This is a genomic window from Daejeonella lutea, from assembly GCF_900168015.1.
In the GTDB taxonomy this organism is placed as follows: domain Bacteria; phylum Bacteroidota; class Bacteroidia; order Sphingobacteriales; family Sphingobacteriaceae; genus Daejeonella; species Daejeonella lutea.
In genome coordinates this window covers 59,743-81,040 of record NZ_FUYR01000007.1, presented here as the reverse complement: position 1 = coordinate 81,040, position 21,298 = coordinate 59,743, and the positions used below count along the sequence as shown (strand labels likewise).

The window sequence follows — 21,298 nt, the reverse complement described above, 5'->3', positions numbered from 1 at the left end:
TTATCTTAGTGGATACACGAGTAAAAAATCAGGAAAATCTGGAGAATGAAATTTCTTTAAAGGAAATATTCTTAAAGGCGGGAGAATGGGTAAAGTACTTAATATCTAAATGGTACTTGATCCTTATTGCTGGCATCCTCGGGGGAGCTCTCGGTTTGTACTACGCCTATCAGCAGCAGCCAGTATATACCGCAGAGCTGACTTTTGCGCTTGAGGACGATCAGGGCGGTTCGGGTGGATATGCTGGCCTTGCAAGTCAGTTTGGACTGAATTTAGGCGGAGGAGGTGGTGGTGGTGTGTTCGCTGGGGAAAATCTGATTGAGTTGATGAAATCCCGGTCACTGATCGAGAAAACACTTCTTACATCGGTAAGCATCGGGGGTTATAAAGAAATTACCCTGGCGGAATATTTTATTGTATTTAATAAGCTTCATGAAAGCTGGCAGGATAAGCCAGAGCTGAAGAACCTGCATTTTTATCCGCGTGCCGATCGCACAAAATTTACTTTAAAACAAGATAGCGTACTTGGCAAGTTCTATAAGGTTATAGTAAATGGCACATTAACTGTGAATCGAAAGGATGATCAGTTGGGAATAATTATGATCAGGGTGAAGTCAGGCAATGAGCAGTTTGCAAAGAAATTTGTAGAAACATTGGCGGAGGTGGTAACCGGTTTTTATGTTGAAACGAAAACAAAAAAATCGGTCCAAAATCTTGCGATTCTGCAGTACCAAACAGATTCAGTTCGCAGAGCATTAAACTATGCAATTAGCGGCGTAGCTGTTTCGGCAGATATGAATCCGAACCCTAATCCAGCAAGACGAGTTTTGGCAGTCCCATCTCAACGGCGAACCGTGGACGTGCAGGCGAGCCAGGCTATTTTAACTGAGCTGGTAAAAAACCTGGAAATTTCAAAAATGTCTTTGCGAAGAGAGACACCTTTGATTCAGGTTATCGATACTCCTATCCTTCCCCTCGACATTACCATGTTCGGAAAACGAAGGGGCTTAATGATAGGCGGAATAATAGGTGGCTTCCTTATGATTAACTATTTGTTGATCCGTAGATTTCTGTTTAACCGCTAATTAGGGTGGAAATAGACCTTTTAAGCAACTAACTTTCTGAATAAGTAATGAAAATTGGTATGCCATGCTTGGCATACAGACAAACAATTGCCTCTGGGCACGGTATACACTCAGCTTTGTAAAATAAAATAATGGACTTTAAAAATACTAGAATAGCTGTGATTGGTCTTGGCTATGTAGGTTTGCCTTTAGCAGTTGAATTTTCGAAACATTACAAGGTTCTTGGATATGACATAAAAGAGGACCGGATAAAAGAGCTAAATGATGGTTTAGACTCAACATTGGAAATTTCTGAAGCAGAGTTGAAGAAAGTTCTCAGTTCAGATTCCGATGCGTTCGGTCTGCGGATTAGTTTATCCCAGGACGACCTTAAGAACTGTAACGTATTTATAGTGACTGTTCCTACACCTACAGATAAGCATAATAGACCTATCCTAACGCCTTTGATAAAGGCCAGCGAGGCAATAGGGAGAGTCCTGAAAAAAGGCGATGTTGTAATATACGAATCAACAGTATACCCGGGCGTAACGGAAGATGATTGTGTCCCGGTACTTGAGAAAATTTCTGGACTCAAGTTCAATGAGGATTTTTTTGCCGGGTATTCTCCTGAACGGATCAATCCGGGAGATAAGGAACATACTGTTGCTAAAATTTTGAAAGTTACATCAGGATCTACACCTGAGATAGCTGAATTTATTGATCAGTTGTATAAAACCGTTATCGTTGCGGGAACATTTAAGGCAAGCTCGATCAGGGTTGCAGAAGCGGCAAAGGTGATAGAGAATTCGCAGAGGGATATAAATATTGCCTTTGTTAACGAGCTTTCAAAGATATTCGGACTTTTGGGTATTGATACCCAGGAAGTACTTGAGGCTGCAGGTACTAAGTGGAATTTCTTAAAATTTAAGCCTGGTTTAGTCGGGGGACATTGCATAGGCGTTGATCCATATTATCTTGCCCAAAAAGCACAGGAAGTAGGGTATCATCCGGAAATCATTTTAGCCGGTCGCAGGATGAATGATAGTATGGGGCGCCATGTAGCCCTGGAAGTCATCAAACTTATGATGCGTAAAAACCTGAAAATCATCAATGCTAAAATCCTGATTCTCGGTTTCACTTTTAAGGAGAACTGCCCGGACATCCGGAACACATGTGTGATCGACATTTATAATGAGCTTCAGAACTTTGACATCCGGGTAGACATACACGATCCCTGGGCAAAAGAGCAGGAAGTTAACCGGGAATATAATCTTTCGAATGTTTTAACTAACGATACACCAGATTTCACTCAGTATTCTGCGGTGATCCTTGCCGTGGCCCACGATTGTTTTCAGGACCTGGCCCTGGAGAAAGGCGAAAATCTGGTAGTATATGATGTAAAAGGTATCCTTCCGAGGATCAAGATCGACGGAAGGCTATAAGGCAGATATGTACAACCCAGAATTATATAAAACGCCGTATCATACGGAGGATATTTCCAAACATAGCTTTCTTGTCACAGGAGGTGCGGGATTTATAGGGAGCAATATCGTCGAGTATTTGCTCAAATACAAAGCGGGCAGGGTTCGCGTATTAGACAATCTTTCTAACGGTTATTTTGATAACATTAAAGATTTTACCTCGCTGCCAAATTTCGAATTTATACTGGGCGACATCCGTGATCTGGAGACATGCAGGAAAGCGGTAGAAGGGATAGATTGTATAAGCCATCAGGCGGCTTTAGGTTCGGTTCCCCGGTCGATTACAGACCCAATAACTACTAATGAAGTTAATATAAAAGGCTTTCTTAACATGCTTGCTGCAGCTAAGGATTGTGCTCCCAATGCTAAATTCGTTTATGCCGCTTCCTCCTCTACATATGGAGATAGCATAGAATTGCCAAAGGTTGAGGGCAGGGAGGGGAAGCCATTGTCGCCATATGCTGTCACGAAGGCGGTGAATGAGATGTACGCGGAAGTGTTTAGCAGTATTTACGGAATGCATTCCACCGGTCTAAGATATTTCAACATTTTCGGCCCCAAACAGAACCCTAATAATCCATACGCGGCGGTAATTCCGATTTTTTGTAAAGCGTTCATTGAGAACACTCAACCCATTGTGAATGGCGACGGCGAAACGAGCAGGGATTTTACGTTCGTGGAAAATGCTGTGCAAGCAAATATAAAAGCGCTTCTGCACCACGGACAGAACCAGCATACAATTTTTAATACAGCATGTGGTGATCAGGTTAGTTTGAATTCCATTTTGGAAATACTTAGAGAGCTTAGCGGAAAAAATATACAGGCGATTTATAAAAATGAACGGCCGGGAGATGTAAAGCATTCGAAAGCCAGTATTGAGAAAATACAAAAGGAGCTTGGCTATTTGCCGGGGTTTAATTTCAGCGAAGGCTTAAAAATTGTTTACAACTGGTACATTAAGTCTAATACTCTTTCCTAATTCTTTAAAAATAATATATGATCAATGTAGGCATTATCGGCTTTGGTTATTGGGGCCCTAATTTAGTGCGGAATTTTCTGGCGCAAAAAAAATGTATAGTTGCAGCCATTGCAGAGTCAAAAACACAGCGACAAGCTGAAATATCAAAGATGTACCCTGGAATTCGTAACTATAGTGATGCTGGAGACCTAATAAACGATTCAACTATAGATGCAGTAGTTATTGCTACACCCGTTTTCTCGCATTTCCCGCTGGCGCTCAAGGCCCTGGAGCAGGGAAAGCACGTGCTGCTGGAAAAGCCGATGACGTCAACAGTAGAGGAGGCCAGTATTCTAATAGACCTTGCCGCAAAAAAGGGATTGACCTTAATGGTTGATCACACTTTTTTGTATACAGGAGCGGTTCAGAAAATCAATGAAATCATCGCAAATGGCGGAATCGGTACTGTGCAATATTTTGACTCAACACGTATCAACCTTGGACTTTTCCAACCTGATGTAAATGTCCTTTGGGATCTGGCGCCTCATGATATTTCTATACTTACTTATCTGGTAAAAGATACTCCGTTGAGCGTCAATGCAACTGGTATCTCGCATACTAAGAACGGGATTGAAAATATAGCGTACATGACAGTTAATTATGAGCGGGATTTTGTCGCGCATTTCAATTGTTCATGGACTTCACCGGTAAAGGTAAGATCGACACTGATAGGGGGGAATGAAAAAATGATAGTATATAACGATCTTGAGCCTTCAGAAAAGGTCAGAATATATGATACCGGGTTTAATCATACCACGTATGAAGATAAGAACAGCATAATGGTGGATTATAGAGTCGGGGATATTTATTTGCCGAAAATTGCCGGAACTGAAGCATTATTCAAGGTAGCTGAAGACTTTATTAATTCCATTGAAAACGAGACAGAACCCCTGTCCAGCTCGTTGCTGGGGCTTAACGTGGTGAGAATCCTTGAGGCCTCTCAAAATTCAATAAAAAATAACGGAAAGGAGGTTAGATTGTAATGGAAACAATTACTATTAAAACTGAAAAGCAGAGTCTGAACAACGTAAAAGTTGGAAAAGATGTAAAAATCTTTGATTTTGTTAATGCGTACGGCTGCAGCATAGGAGCTGGATCCAAAGTAGGAGCCTTTGTCGAAATCCAGAAAGGTGTAGAGATCGGAAGGAACTGTAAAATTTCAAGCCACAGTTTTATCTGCGAAGGGGTTAAGATCGAAGACAATGTTTTTATAGGCCATAATGTGACTTTCATCAACGATAAATTCCCAAGAGCTACAAATCCCGATGGCAGCATTCAGACAGAAAGTGATTGGCACATGGAAGCTACGATCGTAAAAAAAGGTGCTTCTATTGGCTCCAGTGTGACGCTTCTTTGCGGGATAACAGTTGGTGAAAATTCGATTGTTGGTGCTGGTTCAGTTGTGCTAAAGGATATACCAGACAATGTAATTGTAGCGGGAAACCCTGCCCGGATCATTAGGAAATTAAATACTAACGAATGAAGAATATACCATGCCTTGATTTGAAAGGGCAGCATGAGCAAATTAAAGCTGAAATTTTCGACGCATTTCAAAAGGTTTACGAAAAAACTGCATTTTCAGGCGGTCCTTTTGTGCAACAATTTGAAACCGAGTTTGCAGAATATGTGGGAGTTAAACACAGTATCGGTGTCAGCAACGGTACCACGGCTCTTCATCTGGCTATGTTAAGCCTTGGAATAGGGCCGGGCGACGAGGTGATCATTCCCGGCAACACCTTTATTGCGACTGCCTGGGGACCCTCCCACGCTGGTGCTACCCCTGTATTTGTGGATTGTGATCCTGATACCTGGCAAATCGACATAAATAAGATAGAGGATAAAATCGGCCCTAAAACGAAAGCAATAATTGGAGTTCATCTTTACGGACAGCCCTTCGATGTTGACAGGGTCAAAGCAATTTGTGAAAAATATAAGTTGGTTTTTGTCGAGGATGCTGCGCAGGCGCAGGGTGCAAGATATAAGAATTCAGTTGTCGGTAAATTTGGTGATATGGCATGTTTTAGCTTTTATCCCGGTAAAAACCTGGGTGCCTGCGGTGAAGCTGGTGGCATTACCACGAATTCAGATGAATATACACACCATCTTCATTCACTGAGAAATCATGGCTCACACCATAGGTATCATCATGACGAAATAGGATATAATTATAGAATGGGTGGCCTGGAAGGTGCATCCTTATCCGTAAAACTTAAGTATCTGGATACCTGGAATAACCGCAGACGCGAAATAGCGGTTTTGTACAATAAGGGTATAACAAACCCCAAAATTAAACTTCAGAAGCAGGAAGACTGGAGTGATGGTGTACATCATATTTTTGTTGTTACTGTTGACGACCGGGATGGACTTGTCAAACACCTCGCGGATAATAATATTACTGCAGCTTTTCATTATCCGGTGCCGTGCCATTTGCAGAAAGCGTATTCGCATCTTGGTTATAAAAAGGGTGATCTTCCAAATTCCGAATACCTGGCAGATCATTGCGTTTCTTTACCAATGTACCCGGAGCTTTCTGATGAGCAGATCTCACTTGTCATTAAAACCGTCAATGAATTTTAAGCCGAAAGGATGAAACTAGCAGTTTTGGGAGGTGGAGAACTTGGAAAGCTAATAGCTGAACACACCAGCGCTATTGCAGTTCTGGAAGTAGTTGGATTTTACGATGATTACTTATCAACCTCTTATTCTGATAGTCTTCCTATACTGGGAAAGATCGATGACGCTTTGTCTGACTTCCAGAAAGGACGATTTGACTTGATAATCGTTGGTGTAGGGTATAATCATTTTGATGTCCGGGAGGCATTGTATAACAAGTTTAAAGATATAATCCCGTTTGCAACCATCGTGCACCCGTCAGCATATGTTGATCCGAGCTGTATCATTGGTGAGGGGGTATTTATTCTGCCAGGTGTGATACTTGATTTGGGGGTTATAGTCGAGGACAATGTATTAATTAACACAGGAACAATCGTTGCTCACCATTCCAGGATTTGTAAAAATTCCTTTCTTGCACCCGGCGTTAGCGTAGCAGGTTTGGTAGAGATCGGGTCAAGCAGTTTTGTAGGAATTGGAGCTATAATTAAGGACTCGATAAAGATAGGCAGCCAATGTATAATTGGAGCTGGATCATTAGTTTTAAAAGATACCAAAAATCAAAGTATCTACTATGGTGTACCTGCTCGGCAGATAATAAGTTAAAATGAAAAAGAATATTCTTGTGACAGCAGTTGGCGGCCGGAGTGTGGGGTCAGGCATAGTACATGCTCTGACCAGAACGACGGAAGATGTAAGAAACAGGTGGAATGTTATTGGCAGCGACGCGGATTCTTTCGCATGGGGCTTATATAAGACACCGCAGGCAACTTTACTTCCACTGGCAAGTTCGCCGGATTATATCCCTGAACTCAAACATGTGTTGGATAAATTTAAAATAGATGCTGTAATTCCAGGTTCTGAAGCTGAGGTAAGCGTATTGTCCAGGTTCAAAAGTGATATTCCTGTCCCTGTTATTTGCAATAGTAATGCGCTGATGCCTCTGATGATGGACAAGTTCAAAATGGTGCAGAAATTACAGGAGTTCGGGCTTAATTATATTAAAACTTACCCCATCAGTGAATGGGAGGAAGTTATAGCTCATTATCCATTTCCATTTATCATCAAGCCCACCACTGGAACCGGCGGATCAAAAGGCCTTCATTTCGTATTTAGCAAAGCTGAGATTGAGAACATTTTATCCCGCTTGAATTCAGAATCCAATTACTGTATTCAGCCATATATTGGTACGGGAGATGACGAGTACACCGTGGGTATATTGTCTGATAAAAACAGTAATATCATTGACAGCATCGTAATGCGGAGAAAGCTGATCGGACTTTCGCTGCTTGACTCAAAACGTCAAAACGGAATCTCATATGAAGTCTCAACAGGTTACTCACAGGGGTTTTTCATCAAGCATAAAATCATACAGGAGTATTGCGAGAATCTTGCCGTACGGCTGAAGAGTGTCGGGCCATTAAATATTCAGCTGCGAATGGATGGTGAAGATATTTATGTGTTCGAGATCCACGCAAGATTTTCAGGGACAAGTACCATGCGTGCTGATGTGGGCTTTAATGAGCCGGATATTTTACTGAGAAACTACCTGTTTGATGAGAAGTTCGGCAGGATCCCTTATCAGCACGATGTGGCTGTAATTCGGGCATTTGAGCATGTGATTGTACCTATTGACAAAATGATACGCTAGTGTCCAGGAAAATTTTCATGACTGGTGCTACCGGCCTTGTAGGCTCCGCCATTCTGGAGAGAATGATCTCTGAAGGGCATGAGATTACTGCTGCCTCGCGGTCGCCGAAAGGCAGCATGAAAGGAGTCAGGTGGCTGCAAATGGATTTTGAAGAGGCAATTGACTTCGGTAATTATCTGTGCGGTACAGACGTCCTCATACACAATGCTGCCTGTTTGAAACAAGGGTCGACGCAGTCCGAGCTAAACGAAATTCAGACCGTAAATATTGACTTTACCAGAGCGATCCTTAAGAAGGCGGTTGAATCCGGAGTTAAGAAGGTAATATTCACCAGCAGCTTCAGCCTGATACAGAAGCCGCTTCCGGATACCATAACAGAAGAGTCGCCCGTTTGTCCGCTGACCCCATACTCCAGATCAAAATATGATGGGGAGAATATCATAAAGGAAATTGCAGGGGAAAACGGCCTGGAATATCACATCATGCGTATTTCCAGTCCAATATCTTTTAATTTTGATCAGATGCCAATGAATGTGGTAAAATCCTGGATAATCCAATCGCGGGAAGGAGCCTCACTGAAAGTCTTTGGACAGGGTAACAGGACTCAGGATTTTGTTGCTGTGCAGGATATTGCGCAGGCATTTGCGAACGGCGTTGAGTTGTCAGCCAGTTCCGGCGTTTATAATATTGCTTCGGGCAACACTATATCGATGAATGAGCTTGCCCGCTTGATATGTCTTAAGTTTGGAAACTTTTATACCCATGAGAATGCAGATGTTAATGAGTCAGACAGGTGGAATATTTTAATTGAGAAGGCCCGTAAATATCTGCAATATAAGCCTTTGTATACGTCGACCACTGTATTGGAAAAGCTTTTATCAATGGTGGCGTAATGAAATTGGGGATATTAAGTGATATTCACTCCAATGTATATGCTTTGCAAGCTGTTGTCAGCGAGCTGGAACTCCATGAAATTGATAAGTTAATAATTTTAGGCGATACCTTTGGATACTACCCCTGGGCCCATGAGACTTATGAAGCGCTCCATAGCTATCTTCCAAACGCTATTTGCATAAAGGGAAATCACGACCAGTTAGTCATACAGTCAAGTCCTCCCGATCCCGTACCATCGTATTGGTACGCAGCAAAGCTCAATGAGAAGGAATTACGAGAAAAATCACCTGAGGCCATTGATTGGCTCGGCACTCTGCCTTTCGAGAGTGCGGTTACATTAAATGGATCAGTATGCCGGTTAGCGCATGGAACTCCTGCCGATCCCGAAAATGGCCGATATTATCCGGACGATATGAACATCTGGCCCTGGTTCCCAAAGCCAGGGACTATGCTCCTACTGGGACACACCCATTACCCTGTTGTCAGGAATATCAAAAATGGAGGGAAAATAATCAATCCGGGTTCGGTCGGACAGCCAAGGGATGGCAACCCCGACGCCGCATGGGGAATTTTGGATACAGAAACCAGGCAATTTGAATTTAAAAGAACAAATTATAATTATCAAAAAGTTATGGCGACCCTCCGCGAGATAAATTGGGACAAAAGGGCAATTGCTTCGCTGGGTAAATCTACAGGCGGAGCTTTAGAAATTTAAAAACGTATTTTTACAGATATAAAAATGGATAAACAGAACGACTTAATACTTGTTACAGGAGGCGCAGGCTTTATAGGTTCACATTTAACGGATAAACTACTGAGTTTAGGTTACAGAGTTAGGGTTATTGATAACCTTATCAATGGTTCAGAAGAAAACCTGAGGGATGCTAGTAAAAATTCATTGTTTGAATTCTTTGAAGGGGACATCCTGGACCAGGCAAGTTGTGAAAAAGCGTCGGCAGGTGTTAAATATATTTTTCATCTTGCCTGTCTTGGTGTCAGGCATTCTTTACATAGTCCGTTTGAAAATCACCGGGTAAATGCGGAGGGAACTTTAAATGTACTGAGCGCAGGCAGAAAAGCCAAAGTGGAGCATTTTTTTTATATATCAACCTCTGAAATATATGGAAGAACTTCGATGTTCCCAATAACTGAAGAAGCTCCAACGAATCCTTTGACTGTATATGGTGCAAGTAAGCTCGCAGGGGAACATTACACCAATGCTTACCAGGAGTGTTTTGGACTTTCGACTACCGTCCTGCGTATTTTTAATAATTATGGGCCTCGTGCACATTATGAAGGCGATGCAGGCGAAGTTATCCCGCGCTCAATTGTCCGGATCTTGAATAATCAGCAACCGATAATATTCGGTAATGGCGAGATCACCAGGGATTTTTTCTATGTTAAAGACACAGCCTCGGCATTGGCGTCGCTTATCCACCTTAGAGCTGAGCTTTCGGGGCAGACATTGAATATTGGGACCGGGGTGGAGATCACAATGAAGGAGTTACTGGAAAACCTCCTCAGGCTTACACAAAAAGAAGATATTGGCATTCATCACATGGAAGACCGGCCTGCGGATGTGCCCCGGCTTTGGGTTAAAGCGGAAAAATTTCTTACGAGTACGGGCTTTGTACCGAAGTATACTTTTGAAGAAGGGTTAAGACAAACGATCATCTACTACGAGGAGAAAATGAAAGAACGTGAAAATATGTTAAGTGAAATCCAAATCACGAATTGGGGAGAAAAAAAATGATACCTATAGCAAAACCATACATGACAGCGGACGAAGCTTCTGCCGCTCACGACACCATATTAACCGGGTGGATCACCCAGGGCCCCAAAACAGCTGAATTTGAACAATTGTTTGCAGAATACACGGGAGCCAGGTACGCAGTTGCTGTATCGAACTGTACTACCGGACTGCACTTGTCAATGTTAGTTGCAGGAGTTGGTCCCGGGGATGAAGTGATTTGCCCGTCAATGAGCTATATTGCTACATCAAATTCGATCAAGTATGTAGGAGGGGTTCCAGTTTTTGCAGAAATTAACCCATTCAATTATAATTTGGATCTTACTGACACTGAAAAGAAAATTACTCCAAAAACAAAAGCAATACTCCTTGTACACCAGATTGGCATTCCGGCAGATATTGAGGCCTTTCAGGAACTAGCGTCAAAGTATAATTTAATTTTAATTGAAGACGCAGCCTGCGCGATCGGCTCGTCATACCAGGGGGCTAAAATAGGGTCACATTCAGACCTGGTGTGCTTTTCATTTCACCCCAGGAAAGTAATATCAACAGGAGATGGGGGTATGATTACAACCAATAATCCTGCTTACTGTGAAAGGTTGAAGTTATTAAGGCAGCATGGGATGTCAGTGAATGACCGGATAAGGCATGAGTCTAAGTCACTGATCTTTGAAGACCATGTTGAAGTAGGATACAATTACCGTATGACAGATATTCAGGCGGCAGTGGGAATTGAGCAATTGAAGAAGCTGGATTGGATAGTAGAAGAAAGAAGAAAGATTGCTCATCAATATATAGAAGCATTTAAGGATATTCCCTGTATTCGTATGATGTCTGAATCAGAGGGGGACTTTTTAAATTATCAATCTTTCAGTATCTATTTGAATAGTCAATGTGCAATAAGCCGGAACGAAATAATGGCTCAAATGCTTGAAGCTGGGATTGCAACCCGTCGGGGAGTAATGACTGTTCACCGGGAAATCGCCTATAAGCACGAATGCGTCGGTTTAGAGCTTCCCATATCAGAAGACGCTTCTGACAGAAGCATCATAATACCGTTATATGTGCCTATGGAACAAAAGGACATTGATTATGTGATCAACACATTTACAGCAATTTTGAGCTCTGCGGTTGTTTCAAATTGAAATTCGTCATTTTTTAGGAAACTGAGATTGTGAATACCTTTAAAAAAATTTTTCTACTATTAGATAAGAAGCAAAAACAACAGTCTTACGTGTTGTTATTTCTTCTTATTATAGGCATGGTTCTGGAAATGGTGGGGCTGGGTATCCTGGTACCTGTGATCACCGCCTTTACCGACATCGAAAGGTTTACCCGGTACCCGCAGGCCCAGCAGATCATTTCATTATTTGGCAGTCCGAGCAATACAGAGATAGTCATCGGAATGATGATCGCCTTGACCCTGGTGTACATAATCAAAGCTTGTTTTCTGATGTTCTTGGCCTGGAAGCAGGCGTCGTTCGGACAAAATTTATCTAAGAATTTATCCAGAAAGCTTTTTAAGAAATACTTGTTTCAACCTTACGCGTTCCATTTGAACAGAAATTCTGCGGAATTGATGCGGAATGTAGTGGGGGAGGTAAGCATGCTTTCCGGAGTCACGTCGAGTATATTATTCCTTACGACCAATATTTCGTTAATGCTTTCTATAGCAGTTATGCTCGTGTATTTAGAGCCATTTGGCGCTATTTGTTCTGTAGGCATATTGGCAACTATGTCCTGGATCTTTTACAGGCTTTCCCGAAAAAAAATAAGTGAATGGGGGCTAAGCCGTCAATTCCATGACGGATTCAGGCAAAAGAATCTTGTTGAAGGTTTGGGAGGGGTGAAAGATGTAAAAGTGTTGGGCCGCGAAAGCTTCTTTGTTAACAATTTTTCCCGGCATAATGATTCTTCATACAATGTGGGAATACGAATGCAGTTTTTGAATCAGGCTCCAAGAATTTGGCTTGAGCTGATGGCGGTCTTTGGCCTGGCGTTCGTAGTTATTGGCGTTGTTGTTCAAGGCAAACCTCTGGGAAGCCTTGTTCCCACGATTGGAGTGTTCGTCGCTTCCGCCTTTCGGCTTATTCCGTCAATAACCGTGTTACTTACATCGTTTCAGACCTTACGGTTTTCCAAACCCGTTGTCGACCTGATTTATGATGAGTTCCAGAATGTTTCAGACCTCGATCCCGAGAAAAAAATAACCGACTTAAAGGCAGTCAAGGAAATAAAGATAGAAGACCTCACTTTTGGATACGAGGGTGCTCCCCGCAACGCTGTTGAGAAAATCAATCTGACCATAAATAAAGGAGAATCTGTCGGGTTCATAGGCAATAGCGGTGCCGGGAAAAGCACGATGGTGGATCTTATTCTTGGCTTACTGCGCCCGTCATCAGGCCAGGTTACCGTTGATGGAAAGAATATCAATCACGATTTAAGGGCGTGGCAGGATCAGATTGGTTATGTGCCCCAATCCATCTTCCTTACTGACGATACCTTGCGAAAGAACGTGGCCTTCGGGGTTATGGATGAAGATATTGATGATGAAGCTGTTAAACGGGCAATTAAAGCTGCTCAGCTCGAGGAGTACGTAGACGGGCTGGAGCTTGGGCTCAATTCAATGGTGGGAGAACGTGGCGTAAGGATATCTGGTGGGCAAAGACAACGAATTGGAATTGCACGGGCCTTGTATCACGATCCGCAAATTCTGATCCTTGATGAGGCCACAAGTTCTCTGGATACTGCGACTGAGAGCGAGGTGATGAATGCCGTAAATTTACTGCACGGCAATAAAACCATTATAATAGTTGCACATCGCCTAAGTACCTTAAGTAAATGTGATGTGATCTTCCAATTGAACAAAGGCAGGATTCAGAGGCAGGGGACAGCCGAGGAAATGCTTTCCTAATAACAAGAGCTAGCATGCACATAGAGAATAAAACAGTTGTTTTTCTTTGCGACGTAAATAATGTTCTTTTAATGATCGCTTCGCAATTTCATAAAAGAAAGATCAAAGTACGTTATATCCCAGATTTACGACTCAATCAGCATTTTAGAATATGGGATGCTCCTATAGGATCTGAATACTCGATTGAAGCATTTACTGATTTTTCAGCACCGGAAAATATAGACAAGAGTTTGATCTACACCAAATCATCTGAAGAGGTTAGGCGTTTATTATTATCGGTCGTAGGTAAAGACTCCATAGTAGTTGGAAGCGATTACGCACCGGCAATATTTCAGTATGCGGGGCTAAAACTGGATTATTTTGCAGTCACTGGGGCTGATGTAAATCACCATACTTTGATTACAAAATTCACAAAGCTGGCTGATATCAAGCAGGCTTTTTTCAGCAAGTATAAGGGCAAGCGTCTTATCCACCGCGTCAATGAATCTTTAAACTCGGTGGATTTGCCAACTCTTCAAAGGCGGGGAATTTTCAATTCAAACATAGTAATCAACTCAGATCATTTTAATTGGACACCGCTTGTAGTAACTAAATTTTCAAGTGTACCCTATCCCCTTCCAGGCGCGGTATCCGAATTTGGTGTATCATCCGACGATGAAAGATTTGTTTTGAAAGATACACTCAAACAGATCAAGGAGAATTGTGATCTTCTTATTGTTAACGTCTCTAAAAATGATTTTTGGAAAGGAACACATTTGTTCTTTCAAGGCTTTTCTCATTATAGAAAACTGAATCGTCTTAATGCTAAACTATTGATTTTCGGGCGAGGTAATTTGGGGGCCATCAGGCGATATGCACCTGAAGTAGATGAGCTGATAGCTCAAGGGAGCATTCTAATTTTGCCCCCGGTCTCACAGCGGGATGTAGACGGAATCATCGGCATGAGCGACATTTGTTTCGGGGGAATATGGCCCGAATCAGATAATTATGAGTCGAATCCATCTTTTGCGTATGATTGGAATACTTCCTTAATGCAATATGCGAAAATGTGTAAACCGATTATTACCTACAGTCCTTTTAAAGGTAAATTTTCAGGGTTCGCTGATATTGACGTTTATCCCCACGAAAGTGCAAAAAGCGCGGAGGAAGTATGCGAGTCAATCGTTAAACTTGAAGCTCCGGAACTCAGGGCGAGGTATGCCATCGATATGAAAAAGTGGATACATGAATTTACAGAGATATCTTTGGACAAATGGCAGGAGGTGCTAAGGTAGGTGGATCAGTATTCGACAAAGATTTCCTATGCTATGAATGTCTTGAATGGCGAGCCCTTCATCGACTATCAGTTACGGTCTATTTACAAGCATGCGCATGAAATTATTATAGTTGAGGGTGCTTATAAAAAGTTTGCATTCGCAACCAATAATGGAAGAAGCCAGGATACAACATTGTCTTCAATAAGATCTTTTCCTGATCCTGATAGAAAAATAAAATTGATTGTTAAGGATGGATTCTATGAGGACCGTATGGAGATGTGTAATGAATTCATGCACCATATCACCGGAGACGTTGTCTGGCAAATCGACGCAGATGAGTTTTATCACGATCACACCCACATTTATATCAAAGAGCTGTTTGCTGCTGACGCAGATCTGGATACGGTATCATTTAATTTCATAGACGTTTTCGGTTCACTGAAACTACAGACCTCCGGACTGGAGGGAACGGGTTTGCAGGATGTAAAACGTGTGCATCGATTTGCGAAGGGGGATATATGGATTAATCAGAGACCTCCTGTTTTGGGCAACGAACTGGGGCAAATAAAACCAATCAATAAAGTTATCCAGGGTGATGAACTGGAGCGTTCAGGACACTTGATGTTCAACCTGACGATGCTTTTTGAAAAGCAGATCCAGGATAAATTTTTGTATTATCAGGCGAAGGAATTCACTGGGCCTATGTATGATTGGTTTGATAAATCAATCAGGACTTTCAGGGATAAGTTCAATATGTTGAACTTTGCAGGCCACCTTACATATTTAACTGTGATCAAATCGAAGCTGCCGGATATTTGCATTCAAATCCAGCAAGACTGCATTGATAAGAATACCAAATATCCATTTATACCAGATAGTATTCATTATGAAATAGTCACAAGCCCGGTGTATAATCCAGCAGTTCGAGCGGCCTATGAAATTAACACTTTGCCGCAAAAGCAGTGGTCGCTGCTGAAGCTCGCTTTAAAAGTTCCGGTAATTGCAGTTGATATATTTTATACATTTGACAGCTCATCAACGGGGTTTGTATTTAGAGTGTTCCTGACAAAATCATTACTGAGTTTGAAAAAGATCTTTGCAGGATGGTTCAGATTATTAAAAAAGGCCATAGCACGGCCGGAAGCAATTAACAATGAGATTTAAAGTAATAGCCGAAATCGGTTCGGTACATGACGGGTCCTTCGGCAACGCATGTAAGCTAGTAGAATCAGCTGCCGCATGCGGCGCTGATATTGTCAAATTTCAAACACATATTGCAGAGGCTGAGACTTTGGCCGATGCGCCTTCTCCTGCTTATTTCAAGGGGGAACCCCGGCTGGATTATTTTAAAAGGACCGCGTTCTCCAAAGATCAATGGTTAAAAATAAAGGAGGTTTGCCGGAACTCGAATGTGGGGTTTCTTTCTTCACCATTTAGTCTGGAAGCAGTTGATCTGCTTGAAGATATAGGGGTTGATGTATATAAGATCCCTTCAGGTGAAGTAAGTAACCTTCCGTTATTACACTATGTTGCACAAACTGGAAAACCTGTTATTTTGTCCTCAGGAATGAGCGATTGGCGGGAACTTGATCAGGCGGTTGGTGCATTGTCTAAAGGTGGACCGCTTAGTGTAATGCAATGCACGTCAGAATATCCATGCCCGCCTGAGAAGGTTGGACTAAATATTATAACGGAAATGCTCGCCAAATGGAACCTCCCTGTCGGTTTTTCAGATCATACTTTAGGTGATGCGGCAAGTTTTGCAGCTGCAGCCTTGGGTGCAACCTCCATTGAAAAGCATTTTACTTTTTCTAAATTGATGTATGGTTCTGATGCGGCAAATTCCATGGAGCCAGGGGATTTTGCTCGTTTTTGTGCCGGCTTGAAATCCATATGGCGGATGCTTGAAAGCCCGGTTGACAAGGATGATCTAAGTGCCCTCACAGACATGAAAAGGATCTTTGAAAAAAGTATTGTAACAAGTCGCCCGATTAAAGCGGGTGATACAATTTCTCAGGAGGATTTGGCCTACAAAAAGCCGGGGGATGGCATTCCGGCAGCTAAGTGGCAGGAAATAATAGGAAAAAAAGTAAATAAAGAATTGCCGGTAAATTATAAATTGAGAATAGAAGATCTATGTTAAATACTCGTAAAATATGCGTTGTTGTTGGTTCGCGTGCCAATTACAGTTCAATTAAGTCTGCATTGATTGCAATAAAGCATCATCAAACCCTTACCTTACAACTTGTAGTAACAGCTTCAGCTCTATTAGACAGGTTTGGGGCTGTAGTTGATTTAATGCGAGCTGACGGATTTCAGGCAGACGCTGAGGTGTTTTCCCTCATCGAAGGAGAAACCCCTGAAACTATGGCGAAATCAACGGGACTTGGATTACTTGAATTACCTACAGTTTTTAGCCGGCTGAAGCCCGATTTTGTGGTAACAATAGGTGACAGATTTGAGACGATGGCTACGACCCTCGCTGCGGCTTATATGAACATCCCGGTGGCACACACTATGGGCGGAGAGGTTTCAGGAACTATTGATGAGAGCATCAGGCATGCTGTTACAAAGTTTGCACACGTACATTTTCCGGCAAGCGAGGATGCTAGGGAAAGGATAATAAAATTGGGAGAAGTGCCAGAGGATGTCCATATGGTGGGCTGCCCGAGAATCGACCTGGTTGCTGAAATCCTGGAAAAAGATAAGGGCACAGCAGAACTTGCGAATGAGCTATTTACCGCTGGCGTTGGTGACGTTATAGATCTTGATAAGCCTTTTATTCTGGTTTCTCAACATCCGGTTACCACTGAATACGGCGAAGGTGAAAGACAGATCAGGGCTACTCTGGAAGCTGTAAGTGAAAGCGGACTGCCTGCTATCGTATTGTGGCCGAATGCTGATGCCGGATCTGACGACATATCACGTGGTATACGTAAATGGAGAGAGCAGGGACATGGCAAGAATATGCATTTTTTTAAGAATCTGCCAATAGATGTATATGTACGGCTGATGAAAAGAACGAGCTGTATTGTCGGTAATTCATCTTCCGGATTGAGGGATGGGGCCTTTATTGGAACGCCATGCGTTAATCTTGGGTCGCGGCAAACTACACGGGAAAGAGGGTCTAATGTCCTCGAGGTACCTGCCGAGAGAGAGGCAATTCTGCAAGCAGTAAAGCAGCAGGTAGCCCATGGGCCCTATCAAAGGGATACCATTTATGGTGATGGAAATGCAGGAAAAAGGATAGCAGAAGTTCTTGCGACGAAAACAGTAAACGTCCAGAAAAGGATAACTTATTAATGAAGTTTATCAGTATCATACCGGCTAGAGGTGGTTCCAAAGGTATTCCTGGCAAAAACATTTATCCCCTTTTTGGGAAGCCATTGCTTGGGTGGACGATCGAGGCATCTTTAGGTTCAAATTTTGTACATCGAACTATTGTTTCTACGGATGACCCTGAGATAGCTTCAGTTGCCCTTGAATTTGGAGCGGAAGTGCCGATTCTGCGGCCAGAAGAACTAGCAGAGGATGACACTCCCACTATGGCAGTTTTGCAGCATGTTGTGCAATATTTAGCCGTGCATGAGGAATGGATACCAGATGCTGTAATAACACTACAGCCAACTTCACCGCTTAGAACGAGCGAAGATATAGACCAGGCTGTCCAGCTGTTCCTTTCGGATCCTAATGCAGACAGCCTGGTTTCTTGTATTGAGGTTCCGCATATTTTTCATCCGACTTCAGTTATGGAACTGAATGCTGAAGGCTATTTAAAAAATTTTATTAACGGGCAGCAACCGACAAGAAGACAGGATAAAGCTCCCGTCTTAGCACGAAATGGAGCAGCAATCTATATTACCCGCCTAAATTGTATTGATAAGTTTGTGTGGGGAGGGAAGGCATTAGCTTATTTGATGAATGCAGAAAGATCAGTAGACATCGATAATATTGAGGACCTTAAAACCGCAGAGAAGTATTTAGCGCGAAGAAAGTAAAATGATCGCTCTATTTTGGCGCAGACTAATATGAATAATCAGACACGGCATATTTCCCTTTATATCGGGCACGCATATGACCTTGTCTATTTTCTGCGGCTGGTTCCATTGATTCGTGCGTACGGGCGGTTTACATTTTCGGCAGTGGTGGCTATGGACCCCCACCTAAATAAAATTGCGGGTTTGAGCAGTTATCTTGATCATATTGCATCGGATTATATAATGATAACTGAAGATCAGGTACCCAGGTTGGGCAAAGGGATTGCCCCAATTTCGAAGTTAATCTCAACGGCCCTTCAGCGGATTGATAAGCTGATTAACAAAGCTGATTTATTTATTTCACTGGATAAATCTCAGCTTTTGCCACATATATTGCTAAATAAGTTCCACCACAGTATTCTAATTCAGACCTTCGAGGCACCAGATCTGACTAAAGATTATACGATTGCATGGAAGTCAACCGTTTTAGCTAATATTTATCATTCTATTTTTGGGGCTAAATGGAAAATTATCCGCGTCAATAAGAAAAGTACATTTGTTAGCCACCATCATGTTATCAGACAAAAGGTGGAAATTATTTTCCGGAATGGGGATAAGTCTCTTAAAAACAGAATTGTTTTACCCCCATTAATTGAAAGCGAAGTCACAAGTAAGAAAGTGATTTTATTTGGAAGCAGGTTTTTGAGCTGGGATTATTTTACAAAAAAGATGACGGCAGATTTATTGAAATATTATAAAGAGTTATCGTCATCTCTTCCAGGATATACGTTTTTATATAAACCACATCCGGCAGAAATGGATGACGAGTTCAAACTTATCAGGGAATGCTTTCCAACTGGAAACATTGAAAACATAGGTTACGACCTAAGCTCGGAGTTGGTATTGCTGACCCACCCGGAAATTGACTACTGCTTTTCATTGGGCTCCACATCTTCACTCTCAGCTCTGGAGATGGGATTCAAATCGTATGTAATTTATAAACTCATTGGTTTTCCCGATGAAATTGAAGGTACGTACGATAGTATCTTTCATGACGCTCCTGCTAATTTTTTCCTTAACGACACTTCTGACCTTCAAAAACTTCCACCCTTAAAATCGCATCCGGGTTATCTGACATATTTTCTGGACCGCCTTTCTTTTTATACGCGGACCTCATTATAATTATCACCTAACATTTAAGCATGGAACTTCCGTTAAAACCTATCTCCGAGTACAATGAAATTGATTTAGAGCAACTAAGACCAAAAGATTCTTACGGAACACTCATATCAAAACGAAATCATAACCTCGATAAATTACTCTCCATCCACGGAAAAATACCTCGTGAATATTTGAGTTTAAGAAATTGCCCTAATTGCGAAAAGTCTGAGTATTTACCTGAGCTTAAAAAGGATTCGCTGGACTTAGTTAAGTGCACCTCCTGTAGCACAATTTATGTGAACCCGATCTTCAACGAAAAGTATTATGAGGATACTTACAAATCGGAAGAATATCAGCAGGTAGTGTCTGAACTTGGTCATTCCTCGCACAATTATCGGGTAGAGCGATTTGGGAAAGAAAGGGTGCAAAAGATATCACAGTTCTTCACCGACAAGCAAAATATCTCACTGCTTGACGTTGGCTGCAGCACAGGATTCGTCGTTGAAGCAGCGAGAGAGCTGGGATGGGAAGCTCTGGGGATTGACCTAAATCCTGCAGCAGTAGATTTTGGGAAATCGCTTGGTCTTCCCCTGGAGAATAAAAGAATTCAGGATATCGAAAATATTTCTTTTGATGCCATAGGAATGTTCGATGTCCTGGAGCACGTACCTTACCCCAAAGATATACTTGATCATGCTTACCGATTGTTAAAACCGGGTGGTATTGTGTACATTTACGTCCCAAATTATAATTCAGCATCCAGAGTATTGATGGGTGCCGATGCTCACTTTATTTGGCCTTCACATCATCTTACTTTATATACACCCGCAACACTGCAGTTACAGCTGGAAAATAGTAATTTTAAATTCGAGTGGTTTGAGACTGAAGGTCTTGATATGTTCGACTATATTTGGTACCTGAAAAATAAAGCGAACAATACGGGAATGCTCGATAAAATAGCCGATAAACTCCAGTTTTTTATTAATTCGTCTGGATATGGAAAGAATTTGAGAATGATTGGCAAAAAAATATGATTCTACTATCTATTTTAGAAGCTACATGGCCTATACTAATAAGAAACACGTAAAAAATGATACAAAAAATTATTTGTCAGGGGAGGGAGCTAGCTATAATATTGCGTGCCTCCTTCAAGACAGAAGGGATAGAATTTTTCACTCCCAGCGACTTCTCCCAGCAGTTGGGTTACATGAATCGTCCTGAGGGTTATGTAATTCCTCCACATGTACATAATCCAGTAGCACGGGAAGTGCAGTATACAAAAGAAGTTTTGTTTATTAAGAGCGGGAAGGTGCGGGTAGATTTTTATGACGACAATCAGAATTATTTGGAAAGTCATGTTCTCTCAACTGGCGATGTAATACTACTGGCGTTCGGCGGCCACGGCTTTGAAATGCTGGAAGAAACCGAAATGATAGAGGTTAAGCAAGGTCCCTATGCAGGGGACGGGGATAAAACCAGATTTGAAGCTGTCTCTGTTGATAAACTTAATATGATTTGTTAA

At 42.0% G+C, this 21,298-nt stretch carries 21 protein-coding genes; all 21 read left to right on the top strand.

The genetic code is table 11. From position 1 onward, the window contains the following. Window positions 1-8 precede the first annotated feature (8 nt). The 21 genes from B5X60_RS17805 (at window position 9) to B5X60_RS17705 (ending at window position 21,298) form a co-directional block, all read left to right on the top strand. Complete coding sequence (locus B5X60_RS17805; protein WP_079704096.1) at window positions 9-1,085, top strand: Wzz/FepE/Etk N-terminal domain-containing protein; 1,077 nt, start codon at window positions 9-11, stop codon at window positions 1,083-1,085. A gap of 131 nt (window positions 1,086-1,216) precedes the next feature. After that, on the top strand, window positions 1,217-2,506 hold the full coding sequence (locus B5X60_RS17800; RefSeq protein WP_079704095.1) for a nucleotide sugar dehydrogenase: 1,290 nt from the start codon (window positions 1,217-1,219) through the stop codon (window positions 2,504-2,506). 7 nt (window positions 2,507-2,513) lie between these two features. After that, a complete protein-coding gene (locus B5X60_RS17795) occupies window positions 2,514-3,524 on the top strand; it encodes an SDR family oxidoreductase (RefSeq protein WP_079704094.1) in 1,011 nt (336 codons plus the stop codon). Between the two features lie 17 nt (window positions 3,525-3,541). Then, complete coding sequence (locus B5X60_RS17790; protein ID WP_079704093.1) at window positions 3,542-4,546, top strand: Gfo/Idh/MocA family protein; 1,005 nt, start codon at window positions 3,542-3,544, stop codon at window positions 4,544-4,546. Next, window positions 4,546-5,046 (top strand): acyltransferase, encoded by a 501-nt coding sequence (locus tag B5X60_RS17785; protein ID WP_079704092.1) that lies wholly within the window; start codon window positions 4,546-4,548, stop codon window positions 5,044-5,046. Before B5X60_RS17790 ends, B5X60_RS17785 begins: the two co-directional genes overlap by 1 nt. Beyond that, window positions 5,043-6,140, top strand: a complete 1,098-nt coding sequence (locus B5X60_RS17780; RefSeq protein WP_079704091.1) for a DegT/DnrJ/EryC1/StrS family aminotransferase — start codon at window positions 5,043-5,045, stop codon at window positions 6,138-6,140. The genes B5X60_RS17785 and B5X60_RS17780 overlap by 4 nt, the downstream gene beginning before the upstream one ends. A 9-nt stretch (window positions 6,141-6,149) precedes the next feature. Further along, window positions 6,150-6,779 carry an acetyltransferase gene (locus tag B5X60_RS17775; protein WP_079704090.1) on the top strand — a complete coding sequence of 210 codons (630 nt, stop codon included), beginning with the start codon at window positions 6,150-6,152 and terminating at the stop codon, window positions 6,777-6,779. A 1-nt stretch (window position 6,780) separates the two neighbouring features. Further along, complete coding sequence (locus B5X60_RS17770; RefSeq protein WP_079704089.1) at window positions 6,781-7,824, top strand: ATP-grasp domain-containing protein; 1,044 nt, start codon at window positions 6,781-6,783, stop codon at window positions 7,822-7,824. Then, entirely contained in the window at window positions 7,824-8,717 is an 894-nt protein-coding gene (locus B5X60_RS17765; protein ID WP_139377527.1) for an NAD-dependent epimerase/dehydratase family protein, read from the top strand. The genes B5X60_RS17770 and B5X60_RS17765 overlap by 1 nt, the downstream gene beginning before the upstream one ends. Continuing rightward, complete coding sequence (locus B5X60_RS17760) at window positions 8,717-9,433, top strand: metallophosphoesterase family protein (RefSeq protein WP_079704087.1); 717 nt, start codon at window positions 8,717-8,719, stop codon at window positions 9,431-9,433. The genes B5X60_RS17765 and B5X60_RS17760 overlap by 1 nt, the downstream gene beginning before the upstream one ends. A 24-nt stretch (window positions 9,434-9,457) precedes the next feature. Next, window positions 9,458-10,471 (top strand): GDP-mannose 4,6-dehydratase, encoded by a 1,014-nt coding sequence (locus B5X60_RS17755; protein ID WP_079704086.1) that lies wholly within the window; start codon window positions 9,458-9,460, stop codon window positions 10,469-10,471. Next, window positions 10,468-11,613: a DegT/DnrJ/EryC1/StrS family aminotransferase gene (locus tag B5X60_RS17750; protein ID WP_079704085.1), complete on the top strand. Its 1,146-nt coding sequence runs from the start codon at window positions 10,468-10,470 to the stop codon at window positions 11,611-11,613. Before B5X60_RS17755 ends, B5X60_RS17750 begins: the two co-directional genes overlap by 4 nt. A gap of 29 nt (window positions 11,614-11,642) precedes the next feature. Beyond that, window positions 11,643-13,382, top strand: a complete 1,740-nt coding sequence (locus B5X60_RS17745; RefSeq protein ID WP_139377526.1) for an ABC transporter ATP-binding protein — start codon at window positions 11,643-11,645, stop codon at window positions 13,380-13,382. Between the two features lie 14 nt (window positions 13,383-13,396). Further along, a complete protein-coding gene (locus B5X60_RS17740; RefSeq protein WP_139377525.1) occupies window positions 13,397-14,656 on the top strand; it encodes a hypothetical protein in 1,260 nt (419 codons plus the stop codon). 33 nt (window positions 14,657-14,689) lie between these two features. Next, window positions 14,690-15,802, top strand: a complete 1,113-nt coding sequence (locus tag B5X60_RS17735; protein WP_139377524.1) for a glycosyltransferase family A protein — start codon at window positions 14,690-14,692, stop codon at window positions 15,800-15,802. Beyond that, window positions 15,792-16,781, top strand: a complete 990-nt coding sequence (locus tag B5X60_RS17730) for an N-acetylneuraminate synthase family protein (protein ID WP_079704081.1) — start codon at window positions 15,792-15,794, stop codon at window positions 16,779-16,781. The genes B5X60_RS17735 and B5X60_RS17730 overlap by 11 nt, the downstream gene beginning before the upstream one ends. Then, a complete protein-coding gene (gene neuC / locus B5X60_RS17725; protein ID WP_079704080.1) occupies window positions 16,775-17,941 on the top strand; it encodes a UDP-N-acetylglucosamine 2-epimerase in 1,167 nt (388 codons plus the stop codon). The genes B5X60_RS17730 and neuC overlap by 7 nt, the downstream gene beginning before the upstream one ends. Further along, the gene (locus B5X60_RS17720) at window positions 17,941-18,636 is read left to right on the top strand and encodes an acylneuraminate cytidylyltransferase family protein (RefSeq protein ID WP_079704079.1); all 696 of its coding nucleotides are present in this window, start codon (window positions 17,941-17,943) and stop codon (window positions 18,634-18,636) included. Before neuC ends, B5X60_RS17720 begins: the two co-directional genes overlap by 1 nt. Window positions 18,637-18,666: 30 nt before the next feature. Beyond that, window positions 18,667-19,797, top strand: coding sequence for a polysialyltransferase family glycosyltransferase (locus tag B5X60_RS17715; protein ID WP_079704078.1), 1,131 nt, complete (start codon window positions 18,667-18,669; stop codon window positions 19,795-19,797). Between the two features lie 20 nt (window positions 19,798-19,817). Next, entirely contained in the window at window positions 19,818-20,810 is a 993-nt protein-coding gene (locus tag B5X60_RS17710; RefSeq protein WP_079704077.1) for a class I SAM-dependent methyltransferase, read from the top strand. Window positions 20,811-20,866: 56 nt separating this feature from the next. Next, a complete protein-coding gene (locus B5X60_RS17705; RefSeq protein ID WP_079704076.1) occupies window positions 20,867-21,298 on the top strand; it encodes a cupin domain-containing protein in 432 nt (143 codons plus the stop codon).